This is a genomic window from Salibacterium sp. K-3 (genome assembly GCF_054052005.1).
The window spans coordinates 1405523-1418244 of sequence record NZ_JBSVZE010000001.1; the positions used below are offsets into that span (position 1 = coordinate 1405523).

11 protein-coding genes are annotated in these 12722 nt (G+C 49.1%); 6 read left to right on the plus strand and 5 right to left on the minus strand.

All coding sequences use genetic code 11. The annotated features are described in order from the left end of the window. Nucleotides 1-56: 56 nt before the first annotated feature. Together ACW9JV_RS07010 and ACW9JV_RS07015 are read right to left on the minus strand one after the other, a co-directional pair. Nucleotides 57-485 carry a GNAT family N-acetyltransferase gene (locus tag ACW9JV_RS07010; RefSeq protein WP_457332705.1) on the minus strand — a complete coding sequence of 143 codons (429 nt, stop codon included), beginning with the start codon at nt 483-485 and terminating at the stop codon, nt 57-59. Then, nucleotides 482-1222, minus strand: a complete 741-nt coding sequence (locus ACW9JV_RS07015) for an alpha/beta hydrolase (RefSeq protein WP_457332707.1) — start codon at nt 1220-1222, stop codon at nt 482-484. Before ACW9JV_RS07015 ends, ACW9JV_RS07010 begins: the two co-directional genes overlap by 4 nt. A 142-nt stretch (nt 1223-1364) precedes the next feature. Here ACW9JV_RS07015 and ACW9JV_RS07020 point away from each other — a divergent pair, with 142 nt between their 5' ends. After that, nucleotides 1365-1916, plus strand: a complete 552-nt coding sequence (locus ACW9JV_RS07020) for a phosphatidylglycerophosphatase A family protein (RefSeq protein WP_457332709.1) — start codon at nt 1365-1367, stop codon at nt 1914-1916. A gap of 161 nt (nt 1917-2077) precedes the next feature. Then, entirely contained in the window at nt 2078-2263 is a 186-nt protein-coding gene (locus ACW9JV_RS07025; RefSeq protein ID WP_457332711.1) for a hypothetical protein, read from the plus strand. 42 nt (nt 2264-2305) lie between these two features. Here ACW9JV_RS07025 and fumC read toward each other — a convergent pair whose 3' ends face one another. Then, a complete protein-coding gene (gene fumC, locus ACW9JV_RS07030) occupies nt 2306-3694 on the minus strand; it encodes a class II fumarate hydratase (protein WP_457332713.1) in 1389 nt (462 codons plus the stop codon). A gap of 239 nt (nt 3695-3933) precedes the next feature. Between fumC and ACW9JV_RS07035 the strand changes: the two genes are divergently transcribed. Together ACW9JV_RS07035 and ACW9JV_RS07040 are read left to right on the plus strand one after the other, a co-directional pair. Beyond that, complete coding sequence (locus ACW9JV_RS07035) at nt 3934-5613, plus strand: methyl-accepting chemotaxis protein (RefSeq protein ID WP_457332716.1); 1680 nt, start codon at nt 3934-3936, stop codon at nt 5611-5613. Between the two features lie 83 nt (nt 5614-5696). Continuing rightward, nucleotides 5697-6659, plus strand: coding sequence for a 2-hydroxyacid dehydrogenase (locus ACW9JV_RS07040; RefSeq protein WP_457332718.1), 963 nt, complete (start codon nt 5697-5699; stop codon nt 6657-6659). A gap of 499 nt (nt 6660-7158) precedes the next feature. Here the strand turns inward: ACW9JV_RS07040 and ACW9JV_RS07045 are convergent, their stop codons facing one another. Further along, nucleotides 7159-8499, minus strand: coding sequence for an alanine/glycine:cation symporter family protein (locus ACW9JV_RS07045; RefSeq protein ID WP_457334632.1), 1341 nt, complete (start codon nt 8497-8499; stop codon nt 7159-7161). 202 nt (nt 8500-8701) lie between these two features. Here ACW9JV_RS07045 and ACW9JV_RS07050 point away from each other — a divergent pair, with 202 nt between their 5' ends. Next, nucleotides 8702-9274 carry an NADPH-dependent FMN reductase gene (locus ACW9JV_RS07050; protein ID WP_457332720.1) on the plus strand — a complete coding sequence of 191 codons (573 nt, stop codon included), beginning with the start codon at nt 8702-8704 and terminating at the stop codon, nt 9272-9274. A 63-nt stretch (nt 9275-9337) separates the two neighbouring features. Here the strand turns inward: ACW9JV_RS07050 and ACW9JV_RS07055 are convergent, their stop codons facing one another. Further along, on the minus strand, nt 9338-10927 hold the full coding sequence (locus tag ACW9JV_RS07055; RefSeq protein WP_457332722.1) for an acyl-CoA synthetase: 1590 nt from the start codon (nt 10925-10927) through the stop codon (nt 9338-9340). A 153-nt stretch (nt 10928-11080) separates the two neighbouring features. On the opposite strand from ACW9JV_RS07055, the gene ACW9JV_RS07060 reads away from it, so the two are divergent. Further along, on the plus strand, nt 11081-12721 hold the full coding sequence (locus ACW9JV_RS07060) for an acetolactate synthase large subunit (RefSeq protein ID WP_457332724.1): 1641 nt from the start codon (nt 11081-11083) through the stop codon (nt 12719-12721). The last annotated feature ends 1 nt before the right edge of the window (nt 12722 follow it).

Consider the following 12722-nt stretch of genomic DNA (forward strand, 5'->3'; position numbering starts at 1 on the left):
GGTTTTTTCCTGAAGCTGCTTTTCCAGTATGACCGGCTGTTTTTGCGCACGAAGGTTCAACGCCACGTTTTTTTCATTTCGACATGGGGAATGCCGGCATCATAGAATTCATTTGACGTTACGGAATAGCCGAGGCTTTTATAAAATCGGGATGCGCTGATCTGAGCATTCAGCTTCATGCCGGCTGCGCCATTTTCTTTGGCGGTCTGTTCCATTTTTTCCATAATGGCCCGTCCGGCACCGGTTAAGCGGTGGGAGGACAGGACACACACCCGCTCTGCTTTACCGTATTGATCAACGAAGCGGAGGCGGCCCGCTCCAACTGCAAGGTCGTTGTCATATGCCGTAAAATGGTAAGCTGTTTTGTCCTGATCATCCATTTCCAGTTCTTCGGGGACATGCTGTTCCAGAACAAACACCTGATGTCTGACATGAAATGCATCACGACGCTGGTTGTCATGCCGGGCCTCATATACGGTTATCATAAGGATCGTTCCTTTCCATCATCATTGTGAAGCATAAAACGCAGAGCACGCGGAAGGTCTTTTTCCCATACAGCCCAGTTATGTCCTCCAGCCAGTTCATCATAGAAGTAACGACTGCCTTCCTGCCGGAAGCGTTCCTTTAAATTTCGATTCGGAGTAAGAAAATCGACGATCTTTCCATCCGTTGTATGTACATCGGTTTCGTCTTGTCCGATGGTGTGATAAATATCGAACGTTTTCCAGCAATTTTTCTCCTCGACAGCTGCGAGAACGGTCTCATTGACGAACGGCGAGTGCATTATCACCCGCGCAAATGTATGAGGGTAATCGAGGGCTGTGAAAAGAGAGATGGTTCCTCCCAGAGAGTCACCCATCAATATCCGCCCATACGGAAGTTCATAGGTCGGAAAAGTCTGTTCCAGAAAAGGCAGAAGTTCTGATGCAAGAAAAGACATGTAGGCATGGTGGTCCGGATTATCCGGGTGATACCATGTCCTTCGTACTGCTGTGTCAGGATAGGGGACACCAACTACAATGGTCTGCTCCGCGCCGTCTTTCATTGCCGTTTCCAGTTTCCTTCCCGCTTTTCCGAGCTGAAAATAATCACGTCCATCCTGGGCAATGGCCAGGTGATAGGTATATAACGGACTGTAATGGGGAGGAAGATAAACGGGCAGGTCAAACGTCCGGCTGAGTATACGGCTGTGGTAAGTTAAAGCTTTCATGGTTCCGTCCAAGGCAGTCTTCCTTTCCAGACAATCTATCGTTAAAGAGCGTAACATGCCCCGGTACCTGGATCAACTCACACGGATCCTGTCAAACAGATATCATACAAGGTAATATTGCATATGATAAAATAATACAGAGGGGGTATAAACAATGAAAAAACCCGTAGCAAGTGATGTTGTAGAAAAAGCAGCACGCCAGGCGCTGGAAGAACGCGGCGTACAGGTAGAAGATATCGCTCAAATTGTATATGATATGCAGGCCAAATACGCTCCTAATTTAACGATGGAAGACTGTTATGAGAGTGCGGATGCGGTTTTATGTAAAAGGGAAATTCAGCATGCTGTGCTGGTTGGAATAGAACTGGACAAACTGGCGGAAAACAATCAGTTGTCAGAGCCGCTGCAGACATTGGTGGATACAGATGAAGGGTTGTTCGGTGTCGATGAAACCATTGCCCTCGGATCGGTTTTTGGTTTTGGCAGCATTGCCGTGACGACATTCGGCTATCTTGATAAAGAAAAGCACGGGGTTATAAAAGAACTCGATACGAAAAAAGAGGAAGTACACACCTTTCTCGATGATCTGGTAGCAAGCATTGCTTCCAATGCCTCCGCGCGGCTCGCCCACCGGATGAGAGATCGGGAGGAAAGCCAAAGCAGTGACAAAATAAAAAAGAGGGAGGATGAAGAATTAATAGGCTGACGGAAGAAATGGAAAGGAGCTGTCCCCTTCAGGCGGGCAGTTTCTTTTTACTTACACGTATAACAACGGAAAAATTTTTAAAATCCTCCGTACAGGACGTGATTTTTTTCGGTTCATGGGATAAAATAGAAACGAAGATCAAAAGAAGGAGCAGGATGTTTGTGAAGGCAGCACAACCACGTTGGATATACTGGAAAGAGACGTTCCGCTCCAAATTCCAGGCCGGCTGCCTGAAAGCCAAACTGGAAGATAACTGGAGCAACGGTTATGAAATCGGTCCTTTTGTAGAAATCCGTAAACTGAAGTCAAACAAGTATGTCGTCCGCTATACGTACGATGAATCGTAAAGAACGATAAAAAACGCTCAGGATGAGGTCCTGAGCGTTTTTCTATTCTTTTGGTGACACCATTTTGGATGGGTCGACGATGTCGTCAAATTGATCTTCCGTCAACAGACCACTTTCGAGTACGGCTTCTTTTAACGTCTGCCCTTTTTCATGAGCGGTTTTTGCTATTTTTGCGGCGTTCTCGTAACCAATGTGCGGATTAAGCGCTGTAACGAGCATCAGGGAATTGCGAAGGTGAGCATTGATTTTTTCCTGATCCGGTTCTATGCCGGCTGCACATTTATCATTGAACGAAATCATGGCATCAGCGAGCAGATACGAAGACTGCAGGAAATTGTAAATAATAACCGGTTTGAACACATTCAGCTCAAAATTTCCCTGGCTTGCGGCAAAGCCAATGGCAGCATCATTGCCCATAATCTGGGTGGAAACCATCGTCATGGCTTCGGCCTGTGTCGGGTTGACTTTCCCCGGCATGATGGAGCTCCCCGGTTCATTGGCAGGGATGGTGATTTCGCCGATCCCGCTGCGCGGTCCGCTTGCAAGCCAACGTACATCGTTTGCGATTTTCATCAGATCAGCGGCAAGCCCTTTCAATGCACCATGGGCGTAGCTGATCTCATCGTGGCTCGTTAAGGAGTGAAACTTATTCGGTGCCGAACGGAACGTTTTGCCGGTCACTTTGCTGATTTCTTCGGCGGTAAATTCCCCGAAGGAAGGGTGGGCATTAATACCGGTTCCTACAGCAGTTCCTCCAATGGCGAGATCTTTCACATGTTCCACACTTTCCTGGATCATCTGTCCGCTTTTCTCCAGCATGCGGTGCCAGCCGCTGATTTCCTGTCCGAGCGTCAGGGGAGTGGCATCCTGAAGATGGGTGCGCCCGATTTTGATGACGTCATCGAATGCCTTCTTTTTTTCCTCGAAGGTGGACTTTAATGTTTCCAGTGACGGAAGCAGGGCATCTTCCACCTTCTGTACTGCAGCGATATGCATGGCGGTCGGGAACGTATCATTGGAACTCTGCGACCGGTTGACGTCATCGTTGGGATGGATGGAAGCGTCGCTTCCTTTTTCTTTTAAAATTTCCGTCCCGCGCCGTGCAAGCACTTCATTCATGTTCATGTTGGACTGGGTGCCGCTTCCGGTCTGCCATACGACCAGTGGGAAGTGATCATCGAAGGTACCGTTTAACACTTCATCGGCAGCTTCGGAGATGGCATCTGCTTTCTCGGGTTCTATTGTTTCCAGCCTTTTATTCGCGAGCGCAGTGGATTTTTTCAGGACGGCAAACGCGTGAACGACCTCAATCGGCATGGTCTCCTTCCCGATTTTGAAATTTTCCAGGCTGCGCTGGGTCTGGGCCCCCCAATGTTTATCGGCCGGCACCTGCATTTCTCCAAGGGTATCTTTTTCGGTTCTGTACTCCATGTTCGTTCCTCCTGTTTTTTGTCGATTTGGTCAGACGTATCATTAATCTTTCAGGGATTATCCCTCTTTCTTCAGGATAGAAAAAATTCAGCTGAAAGAAAAGCGTTCAGGGTATTTTTTTGAAAAAAACTACTAAGAAATAAGACTCATTTCATAAACATTTTCACGAACGATCCGATAACTATAATTGTGAGTATAAAGTCTTGATAAATAATATAGTTTGAAAGAAGGAGATGCTGATGAAGTCGATTCGAACGAAATTAATGGGGGCATTTTCACTCATTCTCGGTCTTTTGCTTGTTTATACCGGATTTATGTATGTATCAGTCGATGGAATGAATGGGAATGTGGACAGTGTAATTAATAATGATGTGGAAAAAATTAAAGCGTATGAAAATCTGGCCTATAACCTCGCCGAACGCCAGTCCCTGGCTAATGCTTATGTGATCGGAGGCAACAATACATATAAAGAAGATTTCAATGCATTAACAGAGGAATCGGTCAAACTGGAAGAGAACCTGCAGAGTTTTGTAGATCAGCGGAGGCTTGATTCGATTATAGCTTCTTCTAAAGAATGGGAAGCAGCAGTACAGGAAAAGGTGTTTTCAGCCTATGATGCAGGAAACCGTGTGAATGCAGAGGAGGCACTTATGGCTGAATTGCTGCCGCAGGGCACGGAAATTAAGGAGGACCTGCAGCGGATGGTTTCCCAGGAACAGGCGTCTGTTGACATTAACTCTTCGCTGTTGGACAGCCGGGCGGACAAGCTGCTGCTGATTACGGCAGCAGCAGGTGCCGGAATTACGATAATCGGCCTTTTTATTGCTTTTTTCATGGCAGGAAGAATTTCAAAACCGATCCGGCGTATATCGGAAAAAGCGAAGGTATTGTCGGAGGGAGACCTGACGGTGGAAAACATTCATTTGAAATCCAAAGATGAGATCGGACAGCTGGCTCGTAATTTTAATGATATGGCGGATAATCTGCGCGGGCTTCTCACCCAGACAACGGCTGCCGCAGAGAGAGTGGCTGCCACCTCGGAACAGTTGTCTGCCAGTTCCGGAGAAACGTCCTCGTCCACTAATGAAATCGCCTCCACCATCCAGAGAGTGTCCGAACAGACGGATCATACGAGAGAGCGTGCTTCTGAAAGCTTATCAGCTATGCAGCAGTTATCCCGGGATATTGAATCGGTAACAACGGCTGCGGTTGATGTAACAGAAAAAGCGAAAGAAACCGAAGATGCTGCCGAACATGGAAATGAGCACATCACCCATTCCTCGGAACAGATGGCGGTGATTAATACGCAGGTACAGGAAAGCACGGGCATTATGAAACAGCTCGGCAAGCGTTCCACGGAGATCGGAACAATTATTGAAACCATAACGGATATCTCAGAACAGACGAATCTTCTTGCTCTCAATGCAGCGATTGAAGCAGCCCGTGCCGGGGAACACGGGAAGGGGTTTGCCGTGGTGGCTGAAGAAGTCCGAAAGTTGGCCGAAGAATCGAATCAATCTGCCAATAAAATTACGGCCCTCATTGAAACCATTCAGGAGGAAACAGAGAAAGCAGTAGAGAAAATGGAAAAAGGGTCGACAGAAGCAGAAGAAGGGGTGGCAGTGGTGGAAAGAGCCGGTGCTTCTTTCGAGACGATCCTGGCCTCGATCAAAGAAGTCGGCAGCCAGGTCCAGAACGTTTCCGATATTTCTGCGAAGATGTCTGCGAATTCCGCCCGGGTGACCGAAGCTGTCGAGGAAATGAGTGACGCTGCTGAAACGAATGCAGGAAGCGTTCAGAATGTGGCGGCCGGCACCGAGGAGCAGCTGGCAGCCATGGAGGAAATATCAAGTTCCTCAGAAGAACTCAGTTCCATGGCGCGCGAATTGCAGGATGAAGTCGGCCATTTCCGATTATAATGAAAACAGCCGCTCTTTTCCGGAGCGGCCGTTTTGTATTATGATGAACGTGGAAAACAGACAGGAAAAGGGAGGAAACAGGCATGGATAAGCCCTATGTTTTTATAACGAGGCGTCTGCCGGAGGATATTGCGGCCCGGCTGAAAGGATGCCGCGTTTCCATGTGGGAATATGAAGATATTCCGGTGTCACAGGAAAGGCTGGAAGAAGAGATAAAGAAGGCGGACGCGCTTTTCTGCAACGTGTCGGACCGAATGGATGCGAAACTGCTTGAGAAGGCGGAACAGCTGAAAGTGATTGCAACCATGGCAGTGGGCTACAATAATATCGACATTCAGGCTGCTCGGGACCAGCATATTCAGGTTGCCCACACCCCCGGAGTGTTGACGGAGACGACAGCTGATTTGACATTTGCACTTTTAATGGCAGCAGCAAGAAGGCTTCCTGAAGGTATGGAAGTCATTAAAAATAATGAATGGGGCGCATGGGCTCCTTTCTTTTTAACAGGCCGTGACATTCATCACGCAAGACTCGGGATTATCGGAATGGGACGAATCGGCGAAGCAGTTGCAAGACGCGCAGTAGGTTTTCAGATGGACATCGTATATTACAACCGCACGCCTAAACCGGAAACAGAAAAAGAGATCGGTGTAGCCTATATCGGAATGGATGAACTTCTGGAGACCTCCGATTTTGTCTGCGTTCAGACCCCTTATACAAAGGACACGCACCATTTAATTGACAATGACGCCTTACGCAAAATGAAAACAGACGCCGTACTCATCAACACGTCGCGGGGGCCGATTGTGGATGAAAAAGCGTTGTATGAAGCGTTGAAGGCAGGAGAAATCCGGGCGGCAGGGCTTGATGTGTTTGAAGAAGAACCGATCGGAGCTGATCATCCGCTTCTCACCCTTCCAAATGTCACCGCGCTTCCTCATATCGGGAGTGCCAGTGAAGATACAAGACGGAAGATGGCGGAAATGACCGTCGACCATATTCTGCAGGGACTGCGCGGCGAAGACGTCACACATAAAGTCGTATGAGAGCACCTCTTTGCTGCAGACGACGGACACTATAAAACAAACGGAGCTGTGTGTCAAAAGTTCGTTACATGCTGAGGCTGCTGCTTCGACGAACAGGATGTTCTAGTGCCGGCGCCCGCCACAGGACGTGACCGGTTTTAGCCGGCGAACTGCTAAAATGGCGTCCGCCTTCCGCTTCTGCCTCGGTTATATTTTCTTTATCACAGGAAAGAGTCTGGGACAAAAGAGTATGTCGGTGGTAAAAAACCAAACATTTCGGATTCCAGGTTGAGAGGCACCCATATAGCGTAGTCAAAATACGAAGACTCCTGTGGGAACAGCACGTGTCTCGATACCCCGCAGGCAGGGCTTTTCTGCCGAGGAGGATCGAGCCGTGCCCACGGAAAGCGAAGTATTTTGACGAAGCGATGCATGAAGTACAACAAAATTCCGAACGATTCATGACAGAATCGTTCGGAATTTTGTTATCCCTTGATGGTTTTGTCTCAGACTCGTTTGTTCAGCTGTTTTGTTCTTCTCGTTTGATTTTCAAAAAGCGGGTTGTTTCTGCAACGACGATTCCGGAAAGTCCAAGCAGACCTATCAGGTTGGGAGCTGCCATCATTCCGTTCATAATATCGGCGACCGCCCAGACAGTATCCAGTTTGAGGTTGGCTCCGACATAGATCGCAGCCACAAAGACGACCCGGTAAATGAAAATGGACACCGGTTTTTTCGTCAGGTAATAGATGCAGCGCTCTCCGTAATAGGACCAGCCGAGCATCGTGGAATAGCAGAAAAAAATCAGTCCGATCGAAACGATGAGCGCCCCTGCCGGTCCGAGAAACGATTCAAACGTTGCAGAGGTAAGTGCAGCACCGTCGACATCCGAGCCTTCCCCCCGGTAAAGGCCTCCCATGACAAGCGCAATACCGGTGATGGAACAGATGACAATGGTATCAATAAACACCTGGGTCATGGAAATAAGGGCCTGCCGTCCCGGATAATCCGTTTTGGCAGAGGCTGCTGCGATCGGGGCAGAACCGAGACCTGCTTCGTTGGAAAATACCCCGCGCGCGACCCCCATCTGAATGACAACTCCGATCGCTCCGCCTGCTGCTGCTTTACCGGTGAACGCATCTGAAAAGATCAATCCGACAGCAGCAGGGACGAGTTCTAAATGAAAAAGAATAATAGCAAGTCCGCCTATCACATATAATACGGCCATAATTGGTACAATAAAGGAAACAACCTTTCCAATCGTTTTAATCCCTCCAAGAATGACCATGCCGGCCAAAACCATGAGAATGACCCCGGTTGCCTCATTGGGGAAATTCCAGTTGGACTGAAGGACGTCAGCGACTGAATTGGACTGCACGGTATTACCAATGCCGAAAGAAGCCACCGCTGCAAACACAGCGAACAGGACAGCGAGCCATTTCCAGCCAAGCCCCTTTTCAATATAATACATCGGTCCGCCGGCCATCTCCCCGCGCTCATCTTTCTCCCGGTATTTGACTGCTAATATGGCCTCGGCATATTTGGTTGCCATCCCGAAAAGCGCCGATACCCACATCCAAAGCACCGCACCCGGCCCGCCTATAACGACTGCGGTGGCCACACCTGCAATGTTACCGGTCCCGACTGTAGCGGCAAGAGCGGTCATAAGAGATTGAAAATGCGTGATATCTCCTTCTGAAGATTGATCTTTTCTGCTGAATACCAGTTTCAGCGCATAAGGAAGAATCGAAAACTGAAGAAAGGCCAGCCGGACGGTGAGAAAAATCCCGGTCCCGACCAGTAAAATTAAAAACGGCGGTCCCCAGACAAAATCGCTGATGGTTTCCAATATTTGTTCCACATTCAAAAAAACTCTCCCCTTTCTGGTTCCGGCTCTATAACCGGATAGTACTTATTTTTTCATTTACAGATTAAGATAAGGTTACTATACCAGATTGGAAACAAATGTAACAGATCTATCGGATAACAAATCATTTTTTATCGTATCCTTTATTATGGTACGCTGTGGGAAAAGCGGACAGAACGATTAGAGGAGGCCGATAATGGCAGCAAACAACATAAAAGTATTGGGCATATCCGGAAGTCTAAGGAAAGATTCGTTTAATCGCGCGATACTGCGCGATATGGCAAAGAACACCCCGGAAGGAATGGATATTTCCATTTTCAATCTGAAACATATTCCTCTGTTTAATGCAGACCTCGAGGGAAATGGGGATCCGGAAACCGTAGAGGATTTTAAAGACGCAGTTATGGAAGCAGACGGCTTTCTGATTGTGACGCCGGAATACAGTCACGGCATGCCGGGTGTATTGAAAAATGCGCTGGACTGGGCGTCCAGTGTAAGCAACCGGAATGTGCTGGACGAGAAACCGGCTTTTGTGCTCGGTGCATCTCCTGCCCCGCTCGGTACTGCTTTTTCCCAGGCGCAGGTGAAACAGACCCTCGCGGCAGCCGGCTCGTATGTCCTCCAGCAGCCGGAGCTTTATATCGGAAAAGTACCGGATAAGCTGGATGAATCCGGCAACCTTCAGGATGAGCGAACGAGAACCAAGCTCTATCAAGCGCTCGAAGCTTTCGAAGAGTGGATCGAAACAATGAAGGCAAAGAATAAATAAATGAAAAGGAGCTGTCCCGCAGAAAGGGGGCAGCTCCATTTTTACCATGATGGGTAACGGGTTTTACTGGTCACGGTCCGGGTCCTGGCGGCGCAGATCGATACGCCGGATTTTGCCGGTATTTGTTTTCGGCAGTTCTTCAACAAACTGGATCCGGCGCGGATATTTATATGGGGCGGTTAATGCTTTGGTGTGATCCTGCAGTTCTTTTTTCAAGTCTTCTTCCTTCTCCGGAGCAGGCTGTTCTTTCAGCACGACAAACGCTTTAACGACATTCCCGCGGATTTCATCCGGACTGGCAGTAACGGCACATTCTTTTACAGCCTCATGCGAGTTCAGTGCATCTTCCACTTCAAATGGCCCGATCGTGTAGCCTGAACTGATGATAATGTCATCACTGCGCCCTTCGAACCAGAAATAGCCGTCGGCATCTCTGGAGGCACGGTCGCCGGTGAGGTACCAGTCCCCGCGGAAAGTGCCGGCTGTACGTTCCGGTTCTTTGAAATATTCTTTGAAAAGGGCGGGGCAGTCTTTATGCACGGCAATGTCGCCGGCTTCTCCCGCCGCAACCGGGACGCCGTTTTCGTCAATGATATCGACCGGGTTCCCCGGTGTCGGCCTCCCCATGGAGCCCGGTTTAATCTCCATACCGGTCAATGTACCGACGAGCAGGGTGTTTTCCGTCTGGCCGTATCCGTCCCGGACATCGGCATTAAAAGCCTGCTTGAAGGTTTCTATCACCTGTCGGTTCAGCGGCTCTCCGGCGGAGACCGTACTTCGAAGGGCCCGCAGGTCATAGGTTTCCAGATGATTCACTTTGGCCATCAGACGGTATTCTGTCGGGGTGCAGCAGAGAACATGAATGTTCTCGTCCTGAAGCAGCTGCAGATACGTATGCGGATCAAACCGGCCGTGATAGACAAAGGCTGTCGCTCCAAGCGTAATCGTGGAAAGAAGCGGGCTCCAGATCCATTTCTGCCATCCGGGTGCCGCAGTGGCCCAGACAATGTCCTCCTCCCGGACATCAAGCCATTCCCTGGCTGCCGTACGGACGTGCGCATAGGCCCAGCCGTGGGTATGTACCACCGCTTTAGGCTGCCCGGTCGTTCCGGATGTATAGGAAAGAAACGCAACATCCTCCCGTTTTGTTTTTCCGCCGTTAAATGTTTCCGAATGAACCTGCGCCAATGGTTCAAATGGCTGCCATCCTTCTTTTTCTCCGCCGAATACAAACTTATGCTCCAGCGTGGGCAGCGGTTCTGTAACCTGGTCCATTTCTTCGGTTACGTTATGAAAAGCGGCAATGCCTTTTGCTTCGGCATGCTGAATCCGGTAGACAAGATCCTTGGAACGAAGCATTGCAGAGCAGGGAACGGCCGTGATTCCTGCTTTCAGGCAGGCAAGGTGGATCATGTATGCTTCCGGAAGCCTTGGAAACATAAGAAGCAGGCGGTCACCTTTTTGAAAGCCCTGCGCGAGAAGGGTGTTTGCATATTGATTGGTTTTGCGTACCAGTTCAGCGTAGGAAACATCTCTTCTATTTCTGTCTTCGTCCAGCCAGCGCACCGCTGTCCGTGTCTCATCTCCGGCAAATCTCTCCAGATCATCGGTAATGTTATATGTCTCTGGTGCGATTAAATCCAGTCGATCCAATAGATTTCCCTCCGTTCATTTGGAATGCCCTCCTATTATACTAGAAATCACAGCGGAAAAAACATGAAAATGGTCTTTTCGAAGCTGCAATGATGCTTATGTTTAAAATCCTTTTTCTGAGAGAAGCTAAAACAATAATGCGCACTGGAAAGGATGGGTGTTTTGAAAACGGCGGAACTGCTTATTGCATGCCTTGAAAACGAAGGAATTGAGTATATGTTCGGTGTACCTGGAGAAGAAAATATTGATGTGATGGACGCACTGATCGACTCCCGTATCGAATTCATCGTTACCAGGCACGAAACAGGTGCTGCTTTTATGGCGGGAACCTACGGGCGTCTGACAGGTAAGCCGGCTGCGTGTCTGGCGACTCTCGGTCCGGGCGCCACCAATTTAATGACGGGTGTAGCCAACGCCAATATGGATAACAGCCCGCTGGTTGCGATAACAGGGCAGGCCGGCCTGAACCGTCACCACAAAATATCACATCAGCATTATGACCTTGTTTCGATGTATAAACCGGTAACGAAATGGAATACGCAGGTGAAATCGGCGGAGACCGTGCCGGAGATCGTTCAAAAAGCGGTGGAGCAGAGCACACGGGAAAAGCCTGGAGCGGTTCATATTGACCTTCCGGAAGATGTAGCCGGTAAAGATGCCGCCGGTTCGCCGCTGCCCGTGCGCTCTGATGTGGCAGCGAAAGCGTCAGAAGAAAATATAAAAAAAGCGGCTGAACTTATCTGTCAGGCGAATCACCCCTTAATTCTTGCTGGAAACGGCGTGGCCAGAGCCGGTGCTGCAAATGAACTGCTTGAACTTGTGGAAAAACAGCACATTCCTGTTGTGCATACGTTCATGGGAAAAGGAACGCTGCCGTATGATCATGAAAAAAATCTGCTCACCGCCGGATTAAGCGGTAATGATTATATTACGTGCGGATTCAGGGAAGCAGATCTGATTATCACCGTCGGTTTTGATATGGCGGAATTCCCGCCCCAAAACTGGAACCCGGAAGGCCGGACACCAGTTCTTCACGTGGATGGCACAGAAGCAGAAGTCGATGCGTACTATCCGCCAGCCACCCAGGTTACCGGCTGTATCAGGAAGAACCTGACAGCTCTTACACACTCCCTGTCCGCTCAAACAAGGGACATCGACTGGGTGAAAAACGTCCGCACCCGGTCCCTTCAGGAACTGTCCTCGTTTCAGGAAAGTGATGACTTTCCGGTTAAACCGCAGAAAATCATTGCTGATCTACGGGAAGTGTTAAAAGAGGAGGATATTGTTGTATCAGATGTAGGGGCTCATAAGATGTGGATGGCCCGCATGTTTCATACATCCCATCCAAACACATGCCTTATCTCCAATGGACTCGCTTCCATGGGAATTGCTGTTCCGGGAGCCGCTGCGGCTAAAATGGTTCATCCGGATCGGACAGTTGTTGCGGTCTGCGGAGACGGCGGTTTCCTGATGACGGGGGCGGAACTGGAAACCGCCGTTCGGCTGCATCTGCCTGTTATCATTTTATTGTGGAGAGACAATGGCTATGGCTTAATTGAATGGCACCAGCAGCGCCATTTCGGCCGTCCTTCCCATATCTCTTTCGGTAATCCGGATTTTATCGAACTTGCCCGTTCTTATGGGCTGAAAGCTTACGGAATCAGCCATGCCAAAGAGCTGAAACCGGCCCTGAAGGAAGCTGTTTCATTGCAGAAGCCGGTATTGATCGACTGCCCGGTCGATTACAGCGAGAACATGAAATTGACCGAAAAACTTGGAGACATCCTTTGTTAAG